Raw genomic sequence first — 16,254 nt, 5'->3', positions numbered from 1 at the left:
AGGTTGTTTCAGCGCAAAACCTGATCGGTCGGCCAGCGCATCAGTGTTTCAAGCGTTATGGTTTGCGCGGCCCCGGGGGCCAGTTCAAATTCCCACGCCAAAACACCACGCTTGTCATCCCAATCGGCATGGGTTTCGGGTGGGGTGGCGCTGTGGGTGATCTGCAAATCCTCTTGTTCCGAATAGGGCACACGATCAATCAGGCGCACAGGCCAAGTTTTATCGGTCAGGTTTTCGGCGGTGATCTCCACCCGTTCCGAGCGCGCGTTCGATTTCGCAATCAGCCCCCGGTCGCCTTCATTCGCTTGCGGAATCACACGCTTGAGCTTGAGCCCGTCAATCGCCCCAAACCCCAGACGCAACTTGTCCCCCGCGGCGACCAAGGGCAAATCGGTGCCCCCCACCAGCGCGCCATCCAGCCACAACACCGCCTCACCGGGCAAAAGCGGCTCGCCCCCGTTCACGCCCTCCACCACGCGAAAGGCGGTGTCATCACGCAGGGGCACCGCCTCGGCCAGCACCGTCACCGGACGTTCCACCCGGTCCAGCTTCAGCCGCAAATCCTCCACCCCGTCGCGGATATCGACGCGGTTGGGATAGCGATAGGTGACCGTCTCACCCTGCATCTGCATATCCATCCGATCAGCCACCGGGGCGGGGGCGGCTTCGACCATGGGCATCTCGTCAAATTCGGCCAGTTTGGACATCGCTTGGCGCGACAGCGCGGCGGGTTCGGGCGGGCCGATGCGGCGCCGGTCGGGCCAAAGCGTCGATGGGGCAGCGCGTTCCGAAGGCCGCGCGGTCGACAAGACCAGATTGACCCCCGTCCAATCTTCGCCCGTCGCTTGGTGCACCGAGACGTAGCGATCCAAGACCAGCGTTTCAGACCCGCTATCAAGCCGGATGTCATAGCTGGGCGCCCAGCCGGCTTGATCGACATAGGTGGAGATTGTCACCTGCCCTGCGCCCGAAACGGCCAGTTGCAAGGAATCTCTTTCTTGCGCGGGGTTTTCCAACGCTTGCAGCGCCTGACGCGCCTTTTCCACCGCCGCGCGCACGGGTTTCAACGCCGCCTCGGCCCGGCGCATTTCGGCCTCGGCGGCGATCCGCGCTTCTTCGGCGGCCTGCACGCCCGAGGCCACCGCCTGCGCAAGCTCCTCCACCTTGTCAGGCGGCGTATTGGCGGTGTCGAGCCCCTTGAGGAACTCGATTTGCGCCACTGCGGCGGCGGCTTTTGCGCCCAGCCGGGCCACTGCATCTTGCTCGCGTGCCAAGCGCTCGCGCGCCTGCGCAAGCGCCTTGCGCGCAGCCGCGATCTGCGGCGTGTCAGGATTTTCCGCAACCGGCTGACGCGCATCGATCAGCGTCACCGCCCCAAGGGTCAGCCCCTCGGCGGCGACGCGCAGCGCCGCAGGGTCTGTTTGATCAGGCAAATTGGGCACCAAAACCTCGGTCACACCCTCGGGCACCGTGATCGTGCGGGTAACCTGTGCCCCCCACGGGAACAGCGTCACCGCCTCCAATTTGGCCGGAATTTCCATCGGGGCCGCGAACAGCGCACCGGGCGCGGCGGCCAGCAACAATGCAGAAATCAAATGCCGTCTGGGCATGGTCTCCTCCCTATGCAGACGCGCACAGGGTCGGCCCAGTCCACTGCAAAAGCAAGAGGGCGCCCCTTTGGGCGCCCTCACGTTTTCCTTAGCCTGCCGTGATCGGCTGTCGCTGTGCCTCAGCCTTTTTTCAGGCAGCGCTGGCCCAGAACTTCGGCGATCTGCACCGCGTTCAACGCCGCGCCCTTGCGCAGGTTGTCCGACACGCACCACAGGTTCAGCCCGTTCTCGATCGTGCTGTCTTGGCGGATACGCGAGATATAGGTGGCATATTCGCCGACGCATTCCACCGGCGTGATATAGCCGCCCGCTTCACGCTTATCGACGACCATGACACCCGGCGCCTCGCGCAGGATTTCGGTCGCTTCTTCCCAATCAAGGAACTCTTCGAACTCGATGTTCACCGCTTCGGAGTGGCCAACAAAGACCGGCACGCGCACGCAGGTCGCCGTGACCTTGATCGCCGGATCGACGATTTTCTTCGTCTCCGCGACCATCTTCCACTCTTCCTTGGTTTCCCCGCTATCAAGGAACACATCGATATGCGGGATCACGTTGAACGCGATCTGCTTGGGGTAGACCTTCGGCTGCACTTCCTGACCCGGAACATAAATGCCCTTGGTTTGGTCCCACAGCTCGTCGATGGCTTCCTTGCCGGTGCCCGAAACCGATTGATAGGTCGACACGACGACGCGTTTGATCTTGGCGCGGTCATGCAGCGGCTTGAGCGCAACAACCATTTGCGCGGTCGAGCAGTTCGGGTTCGCGATGATGTTTTTCTTGGTGTAGCCCTCGATCGCATCGGCATTCACTTCCGGCACGATCAGCGGCACATCCGGGTCATAGCGATAAAGCGACGAGTTATCGATCACGACGCAGCCCGTGGCGGCGGCCTTGGGCGCATAGACCTTCGTCGCATCGGACCCAATGGCGAACAGCGCGATATCCCAGCCGGTGAAATCGAATTGCTCAAGGTCTTGGGTCTTCAAAGTCTCATCGCCAAAGCTGACCTCAGTGCCCAGCGATTTGCGCGATGCAAGCACCGCGATTTCATCCACCGGAAACTCGCGCTCGGCGAGAATGTTCAGCATTTCCTTGCCAACGTTGCCCGTGGCACCGACGACGACGACCTTGTAGCCCATTGAGGCCTCCTTCTCGAAAGAACGCTGCCACCTACCGAAAATGGGCGAGTTTGGAAAGGGATTCGTGGGAAATTCGTGCAAGTGATGCAGGAAACGCGCGTCTGCGTGGCCCCAGCCTAGTCCGGCTGAGCCCGCGAAAACAGATAGATCGCAAGTCCCAGCAGAAGCGGAAACAGGAAAAACACGAACAAGGCGCGATAGGCCGCGACCGGGTCACCGCCCGCAGAGGCCATGGCAAAAACCGGGCGTGACAGAAAGAGCCCAAGCCCCGCCCCGGAGATCGAAACAAGGTTGAGCGCGGTCACCCCCCGCCCCACCAGATGCGGCGGCAAGTAGGCCCGGCCATGCGCCATCAAGACCGGGAAAGAGGCGCCGAAAAAGCCCACAGCCGCCAGCAAAAGCGTGGCCTGCAACAGCCCCGCCTCGGGCGCCAGTGCCAGCCAGCCCAAAGCCACGGCCAAAAGCGTGTTGCCCAAAAGCGCCACCCGCTTGTGGTTGCCCAACAGCTTGTCGGCCGGACCATAGGCGAAATTGCCCAGCACCATTGCCACCCCCATCGCCAGCGTCACCGAGCCGATCAACGCCGCATCGGCCCCATGCACATCGGCCAGCCACGGCCCAGCCCAAAGCCCCCGGATCGCGGCGGCGGCGGTGTAATTTGCAAAGATCAGCGGCAAGATCAGCCAAAATCCCGGCAGGCGGAAAATATCGATGACCGAGCCTTTCTGCCCCGGCTGCGGGGCCACCCGCTCTGGATCGCGGGTAAAGGTCAAAATTGCCAGCGCGACCAGAAGCGTGATCGCCGTCAGCGTCCAAAGCGTGGGCCGCCAGCCAAACGCCGAAAGCGCCGCCGCCAGCGGCGCCGCCCCAGCCAGATTGCCCAGACTGCCGACGCCAATCACCCCAGCAGCCAAGGTGCCAAAAAGCGCAGGCGCGAAAGAGCGCGCGAAAATGTAATATGATCCCATCAACACCGGCGCGCAGCCAATGCCGATCAGCACCATCGCGAAATGAATCCCCCATGGGCCAGTGGCCAGCGCAAAAGCTGCGGCGCCCCCGCCACCGCCCAAGGCCAGCAAAATGCCCACCGTGCGGCGCGGGCCGATCCGGTCAAGCGCCTCGCCCACCGGGATCTGCATCACCGCGAAAGCCAGATACCAAAGCCCCAAAGAGACGGCGAGATCTTCGGCGCTTGCGCCCAATTCTTCTTTCAGCACCGGCGTCAGAACCGCCAAACAGGCGCGATAGAATTGGCTCAGCACATAGCCCGCCACCAAAAATGCGATCGACAGGCGCATGATCCCCCCCCCGGCCTTTTCACAACCGCGCCAAGCTGCCGTGCGGCGCGGGCCGTGACAAGAGCGTAGGTGTATGGGGCACAAACGAAAGGGGCGGCCCGAAGGCCGCCCCAAACGCGGAGGTTGCACCCGTTATGCGTCTTGCGTTTCCGGGGCTTCGATGGTCTCGACGGTTTTGCTGCGGATCTGCGCGGGCCCGGCAATCTCGATCCGGCGCGGTTTCAGCGCTTCGGGCACTTCGCGCACAAGATCGATGTTGAGCATGCCATCGGTGTGGCTGGCGCCGGTGACCTTCATGTGATCGGCCAGCGCGAAGCGGCGTTCAAAGGCACGGGTGGCGATGCCGCGATGCAGATAGCTGCGGCCCTCATCTTCTTCGGCCTTGCGCCCGGCGACGATCAGCGCCCCTTCGCGCAGTTCGACGCTGAGCTCATCCGAGCCAAAGCCCGCGACGGCAATCGAGATGCGATAGGCATTCTCGTCGGTTTTTTCGATGTTGTAGGGGGGATAGCTGGGCTGTGCCATATCGGCGGCCAGAACCCGGTCCATCATATCGGCAACGCGGTCGAAGCCGATGGTCGCACGGTAAAGCGGCGAAAAGTCAAAAGCACGCATGTTGGTCATCCTCTCTTGAGCGATGTCTGTTAGAGCCTTGCGTTTGCCCGCCCCATGCGGGGCCGGGCGGGTTGGCCGGGGCCCATTGCGGCACCCCGGTTCCCCAGATTTGGGGAAGGAAAAATCCGGTTTCAAGACCCCCAAAGCGCCTAGGGGCGGACGAATTTTGCCCCGCCCGCACGGCGGGTTTCATTCGGGCCGGGCGTGCGCTGGCCCATCTCGGCCCGCAAATCCGCGACCTTTTCCACCATCGTGCCCAAAGACACCGCCTTGTCGCGCAGATGCGCCTTGGCGGACACGACCGAAACGATCTTGGGCACGCCGCCACGCATGGCAAAGATGGGCGCGCCCGAGGCCCCATAATCGGCGGCACAATTCATCAACACCACGCCGCCATCGCGCTTGAGCACATTGCACATGCTTTGCAGCGCCGGGGCCTCGGCCCGGTTATGAGCGTAAGAGACCACGCCGACCGTATCGCCCGCATCCGGTGCCGCATCCAGCGCAAAGGGCTGCACCTGTGGCAAACGGATCGGCTGATCCAGCTCCACCAAAGCAAGATCAAAGGCCACACGGTCAAACTGGTTCGGTCCTTGGTAGATGTAGTGCGGATGCGCCACCGCCCGGCGCGCATGGCGATAGGCGACGGCCCGCCCGTTGCGCCAACCCGCGCGAAATTCCAACGCGCCCGCCGCGATCATCTGCCCATTGCGCGGATCATAAAGACAATGCGCCGCCGTCAGCACCAGATCGGGCGCGATCAAGGTGCCGGTGCAAAAGCTGCCATGGCCCAGATCAAGCCGCCCGACCGCTTCCCACCCCCGGCTGTCGGTGCCGGTGGACAGAAGCTTCAGCCCGCTTTCAAAGGCGGTTGCGGGCGTCGCCAGCCAGGCGAGAACGGCAAAAACAGGGGCAAGACGGCGCATCGGATCGATTGTGTTTCATAAGGGCTGTGCACCCCCTAGCCTGTGGGTTCGGCAAGATTATGGCAAGCCCGCAAGCGCGCGCGGTTTCGGCCCGCCTAAAGCCCAATCCAGAAGTTCAACCGTATGCACCACCGGGATCTGCGTGCCGGTGCCGATTTGCACCATGCAGCCAATATTGCCTGCGGCAATGACTTGGGGGGCGGTGGCGTGCAATGTATCGACCTTGCGGCGCCTCAACTCGGCCGAAATCTCGGGTTGCAACAGGTTATAGGTGCCCGCCGAACCACAGCACAAATGCGGGTCAAGCGGCTCGACCACCTCGAACCCGGCCCGTTGCAACAAGTCTTTCGGCGCGGTCTTGATTTGCTGGCCGTGCTGAAGCGAACAAGCGGAATGATAGGCCACCCGCAGCCCCTTTGGCGCGGCTTCCGGCAGGCCGACGGCTTGCAAAAACTCGGTAATGTCTTTTGCGAGCCCAGCCACTTTTTCAGCCTGCGGCTGCAGCGGAGCACCTTCAAAAATCACCCCGTAATCCTTGACCGTTGTGCCGCAGCCCGAAGTATTGATGATGATCGCATCCACATCGCCAGCCGCGCCATAGGCGCGGATATTCGCCGCCGCCTGCGCATGCGATTCCGCCTCGCGCCCCATATGGTGCGACAGCGCCCCGCAACAGCCCAGCTTCTTCGGGATCACCACCTCGCAGCCAAGCCGCCGCAACAGCCGGATCGTGGCATCATTGATATCGGTATCGAGCGCCTTTTGCGCGCAGCCGGTTTGCAATGCGACCCGATAGCGACGCGGTCCGATGGGCGCAAAGGTCTGGGCGCGGTCATTTTGCGACGGTTTGGGCAGCGTGTCAGGCGCCATCGCCAGCATCGCTTTGAGCCGCGCATCGGGGAAGGCCCAAGCAAAAGGCTTGGCCAGCCGCGCGCCCCGCATCGCAAACCGGAACCGGCGCGGATAGGGCACGGTTTCCGCCAACACAAAGCGCAAGAACCGCTCGAAAGCGGGGCGCTTGTAGGTGCGCTCCACATGCGCGCGGGCATGGTCGATCAGATGCATGTAATCCACGCCCGAGGGGCAGGTGGTCATGCAGGCCAAACAGCCCAAGCAGCGGTCGATATGCTTGGCGGTGCGCGCATCCGCCGGGCGGCCCGTTTCCAGCATTTCCTTGATCAGGTAAATGCGCCCGCGCGGGCTATCAAGCTCATCGCCCAGCACTTGATAGCTGGGGCAAGTGGCGGTGCAAAAACCGCAATGCACGCAAGCGCGCAGGATCTTGTTGGCGCGCGCGATCTCGGGATCGGCCAATTGGTCGGGGGTGAAGGAGGTCTGCATCAGCCCATCTTTCCGGGGTTGAAAAGGCCCTTGGGGTCAAAGCGCGCGCGCAAACCGCGGCTGAGCGCCGCAACCGGCGCGGGTTCGGGTTCAAAGGTGGCAAACGGGCCACGCAAACAGGTGGCATGACCGGTATAGGGCGCGGCAAGCGCACGCGCATCCGCCCCTTCGGGCACACGTGCCCAAACAAGCCCCCCGCCCCAATCCAGCACCGCTTGGCCGCCAAGCCGCGCGGCAATCTCTGGCCCCTGCGAGGGTTTGACCGAGAACCGCCACAGATCACCGCGCGCGGATTGCAGCGGCTTCACCTCGGCCAAGTCGCGCCAAAGCTGGGCGCCTTCGGCGCGCAGGATTTCGGGCGCATAAGCGGCCAAACCCTCGGCCAGCTTTGCGGCGCGATAAGCCACCGAATCCGCCAGACCTTCCAACCGCACGATCACCCCCACGCCCGGCAGCCACCCCGCACCGGAGACATCGAATTGCGACCCGAGCGCCTTGGAAAGCACCGTCGCCGCCTGCGCCAGCGGCACATTCATCACCAGCGTGGCCTGCGCGGGGGCGGCGGGCAGCAGCTTGAACGCCACTTCGCTCAGCACACCCAAAGTGCCCCAAGACCCCGTCATCAGCTTGACCAAGTCATAGCCGGTGACATTCTTCATCACCCGGCCTCCGTTTTTCACCACGGCCCCGGTGCCATCGACAAAACGCACGCCAATCAGACTATCGCGACAAGCGCCGGCTTGAATGCGGCGGGGTCCGGAGACATTGGCCGCGACCACGCCGCCAATCGTGCTTTCGCCGGTGGTGCCCAAAAGCGCGTTCCATGATGCAGGCTCAAAAGGCAGGCGTTGCCCCTCGGCCGCCACGGCCTCTTCAATCACGCGCAAAAGCGTGCCTGCGCCCGCAATCAGCGTCAGCGCGCCCGGCTCATAAAGCGAAATGCCCGAAATGGCGACCTGCACGGACGTGCCTGCGACCTGCCCCACAGGCCGGGTGCCACCGCCGATGATCTGCAACGGTCCGGTGGCCTCGCGCACCACCTCGACCAATTCGCTTTCGCGCGTCACTCTCATGCAAATCTGCCTTCGACTTTGTTCAAATATCCCGGGGGTGAGGCGCAGCCGCGCCGAGGGGGCGGCGCCCCCTAGCCCGCGCGCCGCGCGGCGCTGACATGCAGGGGAAAAACCTTGGCCGCGTTCAAAAGCCACTGCGGATCAAACACATCTTTCACCCGCATCTGTGCCTCCAGATCCTCTGGCGCGAATTGCGCCTCCATCAGATCGCGCTTTTCCAGCCCCACGCCATGCTCGCCGGTCAGGCAGCCGCCCGCCTCGACACATAGTTTGAGGATTTCGGCCCCCATCCGCTCACAAAGCTCCTGCTGGCCGGGTTCATTGGCGTTGTAGATGATCAGCGGGTGCATATTGCCATCGCCCGCATGGAACACATTGCCGACCTCCAGCCCGAACTCTTGCGAAATCTCGCCAATACGACGCAACACGTCGGGCAGGCTTGAGACCGGGATCGTGCCGTCAAGGCACATGTAATCGCCCTTTTGACCCATCGCCCCAAAGGCGGATTTGCGGCCCAGCCAAATGCGCTTGGCTTCATCGCCCGATTGCGCCTCGCGAAATTCCACCGGATTGTGGCGCGCCGCGATTTGGCTAATGAGGCCCAACTGCTCGGCGATCTCGGCCTCGCTCCCCTCGCATTCGACAATCAAAAGCGCCTCGCAATCGGGGTAGCCCGCATGGCAAAAAGCCTCGGTCGCCTCGATACAGGGGCGGTCCATAAATTCAATCGCCACGGGCAAGATGCCTGCGCGGATGATATCGGCCACGCAGGCCCCCGCCACTTCGTTGGAGGCGTAGCCGATCAGCACGGGTCGCGCGCCCTCGGGCTGGCGCAAGATGCGCAGCGTGGCCTCGGTCACTACCCCCAACTGGCCTTCAGACCCGCAAATCACCCCCAACAGGTCGAGCCCGCCCGCATCGCAATAAGGCCCGCCGATCTCGACCACCTCGCCTTGCATGGTGACGAGCGTCACCCCCATCAGATTGTTCGTCGTCACCCCGTATTTGAGGCAATGCGCACCGCCCGAATTCATGCCGATATTGCCCGCTATTGCGCAGGCAAGCTGGCTAGAGGGATCGGGGGCATAAAACCACCCCTGCGCCTCGATCGCACCGGTGACGGAAAGGTTCGTACGCCCAGCCTCCACCCGAATGAAGCGATTGTCGAAATCGACCTCAAGCACCCGGTTCATCCGCGCAAGGCCCAAAACCACCGCATCCGCCGAAGGCATAGAGCCGCCCGCAAGCGAGGTGCCCGCGCCGCGCGGCACCACCGGCACGCCCATTTCGTGGCACAGTTTCAAAGCGTCGGCGACTTCGGCGGTGGTGCGCGGCAGCACCACGGCCAAGGGCGCGCAACGATAGGCCGACAGCGCATCACATTCATAGGCGCGCGTTTCGGCGGGATCATCAATCACCGCATCGCGCGGCAGCACCTTGCGCAGGGCTTTGACGATGCGCGCTTTTTGCGCCAGCACCGTGGCGCTGGGAACTGGCATCTCCATGGGAACCTCCTCCGCTCTGGTCAAACTTTATGACCAATTCAGGGGATTCGTGCAATGAAAACGTCGTCGCAGCGTTTAGCGCAGTATTGGTGGCTTGTCCGGGTCCATGCCGGGAGGCGTGCGGTTCAGCTCTTGCACTTCTTCCTCGACCCGTTCAGGCAGATGCAACACCAGTGCCTTTTCCATCAGCACTTCAGTCGCGGCATCGTCTTCGGCCAAAAAGGTGACATCGATTTCACCCGCCTCAAGCCCCGAAAACGCCAACGCCTCGGCCATCGCCTTGGCAATGCCAGGTTGCGCGGGTTCGGGTGCGCCGACAAAAGCCAGCACATGGCCGCGCCCGCCGCCCTCATAGGTCACGCCCCCCAAAAGCGCATGGGTGGCCAGGCCGGCCAATTGATCGAATTTCGCCTCAAACGCCGGCAGCAACAGCCCCAGAACGGCAGGCGGCAGGGTGGGCGCGTCGAACGCGACGGGGATGGCCGAGGTCGCCTGCGGCGCATGAGTCAGCGTATCGGTGAGCCATTCAAGCGCCTCGGGCGGCAGAAGCATCGCGGAATTGGCCACGCCAAGATTGATGCCCAGCCCCACGCCCTCGCCCGCCAGCGTTTGCGCGATCACCCGGCCGGGCAATGCCGCATAGGGCGCGGGGGCGCCGACAAACGCCGATAGCCGCTCTTCCAGATCGAAAGCCAGAATGAAATCGCCCTCTTCGGTGGAAAAGACCTGTGGGGTGATGTCTTCATCGACCGGCTCTTCTTCCAAAAGCAGGAACAATTCTGCATCGGCAAGCCGGTCATAGACGGCCAGCCGCAAGGCTTCGTTGTCCGGGGCGGCTTCCATTGCGGCATGGGCGCGGTCATATGGGGTCATTGAGCACCTCCTTCACCCGGTCGCGCAGCGCGGGCACCACCTCAGCGGCGAACCAGGGATTGCGTTTGAGCCAAGCCGTATTGCGCCACGACGGGTGCGGCAAGGGAAAGACGCGCGGACAATGCGATTTCCACCCCATCACCGCCTCTGTCAGCCGCTTTTCCCCCAGATGCCAGCGGATTGCCGCGCCGCCGACAAGCAAGGTCAAATCCACCGCGCCCAATTGCGCCAAGACCTGCGCCCGCCAGTTTGCGCGCAGATCGGTGGCGGCGGCAGGTCTGCCCCCTTGGCGTCATAGCCCGGAAAGCAAAAAGCCATCGGCACAATGGCAATACGATCGCGGTCGTAAAAGCGCGCGCTGTCTATTCCCATCCAGTCGCGCAGCCGGTCACCGGAGGCATCGGTGAAAGGGCGGCCCGAGCGATGCACCCGCGCGCCGGGCGCCTGCCCCACGATCAGCACCCGCGCCCCGGGGCGAAACCACACCACCGGGCGCGGCTGATGCGCGGTGGCTGTGGCCGCGAACCGCCCTGCGCACAGCCGGCAAGCGGTGATACTTTCGATCAGCGAGGGGGCCCGTTCGACAGGTGGCATCTGGCCTTCTTCGTTTCCTGACGCGCAACAAAATATCGCGGATTGCGGAAAGCGCGCGCCTTCGGACATAATATCGCCCAAAAGCAGACGTAGGCGGTATCTTAACGAGTTCGGGTCAAGATCACCACGGTGGGCAGATAACGGGCACAAACACAGGCCGGACAGGAGCAATGCTCGAATTCGACAATGTCAGCAAGTCCTTCTGGACGGGCAAGCGGCGTAAAGTGATCTTGGATCAGGCGTCGTTCCGGGTCGAATTGGGCAATTCGCTTGGCATTTTGGCCCCCAATGGCACCGGCAAAACCACGATCGTCAACATGATGGCCGGGCTCGAAAAGCCCGACGAGGGGGAAATCCGCAAATCCTGCCGGGTATCCTTTCCGCTTGGGTTCATGGGCGGGGTGGTGAACAAACACACCGGGCGCGAAAATACCCGTTATATCGCAAGACTTTACGGGCTGGACCCCGATTATGTCGAAGCTTTTTGCCGCTGGCTGTGCGGGATCGAGGAATATTTCGACATGCCGGTGGGCACCTACAGTCAAGGCATGCGCTCGCGGCTGACTTTCGCGCTGCTATTGGCGCTTGAGTTTGACATTTACCTGATCGACGAGGGCATGCCCTCGACCACCGACGTGGAGTTTAACCGCAAGGCCGGCTCTATCCTGCGCGACCGGCTGAAAGAGGCGACCGTTGTCGTCGTCTCGCATCAGGCCAGCACGCTTGAGAAATTCTGCCGCACGGCGGCGGTGCTGCGCGATGGGCAACTCTACATGTTCGACACTCTTGAAGAAGCGAAACGGATGTATGACTACCACGCCTAAGGTCGCCCGCTACCGCATCCGTCGCAACGAGGCCGCCCCCGCGCAGGCCCCATCCGCGCCCGATATGCACTCGGTCGAGGAATTGCTGCGCCGCCGTGCCAAGCGTGGCGTGGGGCTTATGGCGCCCCAAACGCCCGCCCCCGACGCGCAAGAAACAGCCACGCCGGTCGCCCAGCCTGCCCCCTCCGAGCAGACGGCGACAGTGCCCCCCACAGTGCCCCCCGCTGCGCAAACACCCGAACCGCCGCCACAGGCCCCGGAAACGGCGCGCGTCGAAGACCTGTTCGAGCCGCAAGAGGATGGGTTTGGGGATGAACGCTACCCCACCGCCGCCCCGGTTTCTGGCGATACCGATGTGCTTGGCCCGCAAGAGCGCACCTCTGACGAAGAGATCGAGGCGATCCGCGCCGAAGGGCTGACCGGGCGGCAACTGCGCCTTGCGCGGCGCACCGCACAAAAGCACGGGATCGAGGCGACTTCGGATTTCGAAGCGGTGCGGATCTTGCGCCGTCGCGGCATCGACCCGTTTGATCGTGGGGCGCTTTTGGCGCTGGAAAAGGCCAATCAAGCCGCCGTGGCCCAAGCCACCGCCGCCGCCGTGCCCGCCTTGGCGCGGGGCCGGGGCGGCTCGGCCACCACGCAAGCGTTGGCACGCATCGATGGCGCCGGGGCCGACACCCGGGTGCAATTGCCGCAAACGCTGGCGCCCGGAAAACCGCCCGCGCCGCAAGGCGCCCCGCCGCTGGACGAGGGGGCGCGGGCGCGCGAAATCATCCGCATCCAGCGCGACATCGCCAAACGCCGCCGCCGCAAATTGATTTTGCTGGCCGCACGGCTGACGTTTTTCGTCTTTCTGCCCACGTTGCTCGCGGGCTGGTACTATTTTGCCGTCGCAACACCGATGTATGCAACGAAAACCGAATTCGTCATCCAAAAGGCCGACAGTATGGGCGGCAGTTCGGGTTTGGGCTCGCTCTTCTCGGGCACGCAGCTTGCCACGAACCAAGATTCGGTGACTGTGCAAAGCTTCCTGCAATCGCGCGATGCGATGCTGCGCCTAGAGGCTGACAAGGGCTTTAAGGAGCATTTCGCGCAAGAGGGGATCGACCCGCTGCAACGGCTTGCGCCCGATGCCACAAACGAGGCCGCCTATAAACTTTACAAGCGCAATGTGAAAATCGGCTATGACCCGTCCGAGGGGATCGTGCGGATGGAGGTGGTCGCCGCCGATCCACAGGTATCGAAGGCCTTTTCCGAGGCGCTTATTTCCTATGCCGAGGAACAGGTCGACCGGCTTACCTCGCGGCTGCGCGAAGACCAGATGCGCGGCGCGCGTGAAAGCTATGCCGATGCCGAAGCCAAGGTGTTTGCGGCACAAGCCAAGGTGCTGGAGCTACAAGAAAAGGTCGGCATTCTGGACCCGATGGCCGAAAGCAGTGCGGTGATGGGGCAGGTATCGGCCTTTGAAACCGAATTGCAGAAAAAACGGCTGGAGCTTGGGCAGTTGCTCGATAACCCCCGCCCCAATGCGGCACGGGTCGCCGGGGTGGAGGGCGATATCACGCGGCTGGAAAATCTGATCGCCGATCTGCGTGGGCAATTGACCGAACGCAGCGGCACCAGTGAATCGCTCGCCTCCGTCACCGGGCAATTGCGCATCGCCGAGGCCGAGTTGGAAACCCGTCAGGGGCTTTTGGCCGCCGCCGCCCAACAAATGGAAGTGGCGCGGATCGAGGCAAACAAGCAGGTGCGCTATCTTGAGATGGGCGTGCGCCCCGTGGCCCCCGATGAACCCACCTATCCGCGCGCCTTTGAAGATACGCTGCTGGCCTTCCTGATCTTTTCCGGTATTTACCTGATGCTGTCGCTGACCGCCTCGATCCTGCGCGAACAGGTGTCGAGCTAAGCCCGGAGAGAGCATGAAAACCATCGAGATCGGCCCGCTGAAGATCGGCAATGACCAGCCCCTGACGGTGATTGCCGGACCGTGTCAGTTGGAAAGCGCCGATCACGCGCTGATGATTGCCGAGACGATGGCCCAAACCTGCGCCGCCAACGGGGCGCAATTCGTCTTCAAGGGCAGCTATGACAAGGCCAACCGCACCAGTCTAAGCGGCAAACGCGGGCTGGGGATTGAGGCCGGGCTTAGGGTGCTGGAAACCGTGCGCGACCGGCTGGGCTGCCCGGTCTTGACCGATATCCACGATGCCGAACAGGCGCGGGCGGCGGCGCAGGTGGTGGATGTGATCCAAATTCCGGCCTTCTTGTGCCGTCAGACCGATTTGCTTTTGGCGGCGGGCGAAACCGGCAAAACGGTGAATATCAAAAAGGGGCAGTTCCTTGCACCGTGGGATATGGACAATGTCGCCGCCAAGGTCGCGGCGACGGGGAATGAAAAGATCCTGCTGACCGAGCGCGGCACCTCTTTTGGCTATAACACGCTGGTGGCGGATATGCGCGGCTTGCCGCGGATGGCGCAAACGGGCTACCCGGTGATCATGGATGCCACCCATTCGGTGCAGCAACCGGGCGGGCTTGGCGGCGCTTCGGGCGGCCAGCGCGAAATGGCGCCGGTCATGGCACGCGCGGCAGTGAGCCTTGGCATTGCCGGGGTGTTCATCGAAACGCATGAAGCGCCTGACACCGCGCCCTCTGACGGACCGAATATGATCGCGCTGGCGGATATGCCCAAGCTGATCGAAACGCTGATGGCCTTTGACCGGTTGGCCAAAGCCGATCCGATCCGGCTGTAAGGAATTGGGGGCGCTGCCCCCGTCTGCTGCGCAGCCTCCCCCGGGATATTTGAACAAAGTCGAAAGGCGATAACCGCTTGGCTTCGACTTTGCGGCAACATCCTCGGGGGTGAATGGGCCCAGGGCCCAGAGGGGGCAGCAAGCCCCCTTCTTGGCTTAAATCACCTGTGCCGCGGCCCAGGCCGAGGACCAGGCCCATTGGAAGTTATAACCGCCAAGCCAGCCGGTCACATCGACCACCTCGCCAATGAAGTGCAGCCCCGGCACGCGTTTGGCTTCGAGCGTTTTGGCGTCCAACTCATCCGTCGCCACCCCGCCGACTGTTACCTCGGCGGTGCGGTAGCCCTCGGACCCAACCGGCCGCACCTGCCAGGCCTGCGCCTGCGCGGCCAGATGTGCCAAGGCCTTGTTGCCATGATCGGCCAGCCGCCCAGACAGCCCCGCCTCAGCCACCACAAACTGCGCCAGCTTTTCGGGCAAAAGCCGGGCCAGCGCGGTGTGAATGGCGATCCGCCCCGTTTCGGCCCGGAGCGTGGCCAGTTCCGCCGCCAGATCGCGCCCCGGCGCCAGATCGACGCGGAGCGTCTCGCCCTCGCGCCAATAGCTTGAGATTTGCAAAATCGCCGGACCAGACAGCCCACGATGGGTGAACAAAAGCGCCTCGTCGAAATGACGTTTGCCAAGGCTGACGCGCGCCGGAACGGCAATCCCCGCAAGCGGCGCCGTGCGCGCCAAATCCTGTTCGGCAAAGGTCAGCGGCACGAGCCCCGGGCGCGTCTCGGTCACCCGCAGCCCGAATTGCTCTGCCAACCGGTAGCCAAAGGCGCTTGCCCCAATTTTCGGAATCGACTTGCCCCCGGTCGCCACCACGACGCGCGGGGCCTGCATCACGCCTTCAGAGGTCTCGACCGCGAATCCCACCCCGGCCTGGCGCACCGCCGCGACCGAGGTGCCCAAGCGCAGATCGCCCCCCGCGCGCACCCCATCAACCAGCAGATCGACCAATTGCCCGGCCTTGCCATCGAAAAACAGCTGCCCAAGGTGTTTTTCATGCCAGGCGATGCCCGCCGCATCAATCCGCGCGATCATATCGGCGGGGGTGAACCGGCTCAGCGCCGAAAGCGCAAAGCGCGGGTTTTCCGACACGAACCGCTCGGCGGCATTTTGGCGCGTTAGATCGCGGTTGGTGAAATTGCACCGCCCGCCGCCTGAGATACGGATTTTTTCGCCGGGCCGCGTGGCATGATCGAGCAGTGCAACGCGGCGGCCACGGCCTACGGCCTCGGCTGCGCAAAACAGCCCCGCCGCCCCGGCCCCAAGGATGATGGCATCATAATCTGTCATGCATGCGCCAGTGCCCCGCCCCGCACGAAAACGCAACGCATTTCGCAAATTTTCCTCTTGCGCCCCCCAGCGCCCTTGGCTAAACAGCGCCGCACAGAGTTGGGGTGTCGCCAAGTGGTAAGGCAGCGGTTTTTGGTACCGCCATTCCCAGGTTCGAATCCTGGCACCCCAGCCAACTCTTCCCTATGATGTGCGACGCCGGTGACCTAAGCCAAAGGGTTCTGTTTTGGCTGTTGCGCGAAGTTTCAGCCCAGATCCCTTTTCTCTCGCCCCACTCAATGAAAATCACGGCTTGGAAACAGGCGCTTGGCCTGTTCCCGGGGATGGCGGGCGCGCGGGGGCGCGCGGGTGGGCCG

At 63.3% G+C, this 16,254-nt stretch carries 13 protein-coding genes, 1 tRNA gene and 1 pseudogene; 4 read left to right on the top strand and 11 right to left on the bottom strand.

Annotation, left to right across the window (positions count from 1 at the left end; genetic code table 11):
* Positions 1 to 8: 8 nt before the first annotated feature.
* The 10 genes and pseudogenes from CKO11_RS11965 to CKO11_RS11920 all read right to left on the bottom strand — a co-directional run bounded on the left by CKO11_RS11965 (position 9) and on the right by CKO11_RS11920 (position 10,977).
* On the bottom strand, positions 9 to 1,610 hold the full coding sequence (locus CKO11_RS11965; RefSeq protein WP_223638977.1) for a DUF4139 domain-containing protein: 1,602 nt from the start codon (positions 1,608 to 1,610) through the stop codon (positions 9 to 11).
* 119 nt (positions 1,611 to 1,729) lie between these two features.
* Positions 1,730 to 2,752 (bottom strand): aspartate-semialdehyde dehydrogenase, encoded by a 1,023-nt coding sequence (locus tag CKO11_RS11960; RefSeq protein WP_223638972.1) that lies wholly within the window; start codon positions 2,750 to 2,752, stop codon positions 1,730 to 1,732.
* 116 nt (positions 2,753 to 2,868) lie between these two features.
* Positions 2,869 to 4,050, bottom strand: a complete 1,182-nt coding sequence (locus CKO11_RS11955; RefSeq protein WP_223638961.1) for an MFS transporter — start codon at positions 4,048 to 4,050, stop codon at positions 2,869 to 2,871.
* 132 nt (positions 4,051 to 4,182) lie between these two features.
* Complete coding sequence (locus tag CKO11_RS11950) at positions 4,183 to 4,665, bottom strand: Hsp20 family protein (protein ID WP_223638958.1); 483 nt, start codon at positions 4,663 to 4,665, stop codon at positions 4,183 to 4,185.
* A gap of 149 nt (positions 4,666 to 4,814) precedes the next feature.
* Complete coding sequence (locus CKO11_RS11945) at positions 4,815 to 5,591, bottom strand: trypsin-like serine peptidase (protein WP_223638956.1); 777 nt, start codon at positions 5,589 to 5,591, stop codon at positions 4,815 to 4,817.
* A gap of 57 nt (positions 5,592 to 5,648) precedes the next feature.
* Entirely contained in the window at positions 5,649 to 6,932 is a 1,284-nt protein-coding gene (gene glcF / locus CKO11_RS11940) for a glycolate oxidase subunit GlcF (RefSeq protein WP_223638953.1), read from the bottom strand.
* The gene (locus CKO11_RS11935; RefSeq protein ID WP_223638951.1) at positions 6,932 to 8,005 is read right to left on the bottom strand and encodes an FAD-binding protein; all 1,074 of its coding nucleotides are present in this window, start codon (positions 8,003 to 8,005) and stop codon (positions 6,932 to 6,934) included. Before CKO11_RS11935 ends, glcF begins: the two co-directional genes overlap by 1 nt.
* 71 nt (positions 8,006 to 8,076) lie before the next feature.
* Positions 8,077 to 9,510 carry an FAD-binding oxidoreductase gene (locus CKO11_RS11930; RefSeq protein WP_223638938.1) on the bottom strand — a complete coding sequence of 478 codons (1,434 nt, stop codon included), beginning with the start codon at positions 9,508 to 9,510 and terminating at the stop codon, positions 8,077 to 8,079.
* A gap of 75 nt (positions 9,511 to 9,585) precedes the next feature.
* Positions 9,586 to 10,383 (bottom strand): SseB family protein, encoded by a 798-nt coding sequence (locus tag CKO11_RS11925; RefSeq protein ID WP_223638936.1) that lies wholly within the window; start codon positions 10,381 to 10,383, stop codon positions 9,586 to 9,588.
* Positions 10,370 to 10,977, bottom strand: a pseudogene (locus CKO11_RS11920) (uracil-DNA glycosylase family protein). Before CKO11_RS11920 ends, CKO11_RS11925 begins: the two are co-directional and overlap by 14 nt.
* Before the next feature lie 170 nt (positions 10,978 to 11,147).
* Between CKO11_RS11920 and CKO11_RS11915 the strand changes: the two are divergent.
* The 3 genes from CKO11_RS11915 to kdsA are packed head-to-tail and all read left to right on the top strand — an operon-like array spanning position 11,148 to position 14,554.
* Complete coding sequence (locus tag CKO11_RS11915; RefSeq protein WP_223638934.1) at positions 11,148 to 11,801, top strand: ABC transporter ATP-binding protein; 654 nt, start codon at positions 11,148 to 11,150, stop codon at positions 11,799 to 11,801.
* On the top strand, positions 11,785 to 13,707 hold the full coding sequence (locus CKO11_RS11910) for a capsule biosynthesis protein (protein WP_223638931.1): 1,923 nt from the start codon (positions 11,785 to 11,787) through the stop codon (positions 13,705 to 13,707). The genes CKO11_RS11915 and CKO11_RS11910 overlap by 17 nt, the downstream gene beginning before the upstream one ends.
* A 13-nt stretch (positions 13,708 to 13,720) precedes the next feature.
* The gene (gene kdsA / locus CKO11_RS11905; RefSeq protein WP_223638926.1) at positions 13,721 to 14,554 is read left to right on the top strand and encodes a 3-deoxy-8-phosphooctulonate synthase; all 834 of its coding nucleotides are present in this window, start codon (positions 13,721 to 13,723) and stop codon (positions 14,552 to 14,554) included.
* 156 nt (positions 14,555 to 14,710) lie between these two features.
* Here kdsA and CKO11_RS11900 read toward each other — a convergent pair whose 3' ends face one another.
* Positions 14,711 to 15,898 carry an NAD(P)/FAD-dependent oxidoreductase gene (locus CKO11_RS11900; RefSeq protein ID WP_223638924.1) on the bottom strand — a complete coding sequence of 396 codons (1,188 nt, stop codon included), beginning with the start codon at positions 15,896 to 15,898 and terminating at the stop codon, positions 14,711 to 14,713.
* A 100-nt stretch (positions 15,899 to 15,998) separates the two neighbouring features.
* Here CKO11_RS11900 and CKO11_RS11895 point away from each other — a divergent pair.
* Positions 15,999 to 16,073: transfer RNA gene (locus CKO11_RS11895), tRNA-Gln, on the top strand.
* The last annotated feature ends 181 nt before the right edge of the window (positions 16,074 to 16,254 follow it).

It is taken from the genome of Rhodobacter sp. TJ_12 (genome assembly GCF_020023995.1).
In the GTDB taxonomy this organism is placed as follows: Bacteria; Pseudomonadota; Alphaproteobacteria; order Rhodobacterales; family Rhodobacteraceae; genus Rhodobacter.
The sequence above is the reverse complement of the archived record's forward strand: the minus strand, read 5'-3'. Positions and strand labels throughout refer to the sequence as shown.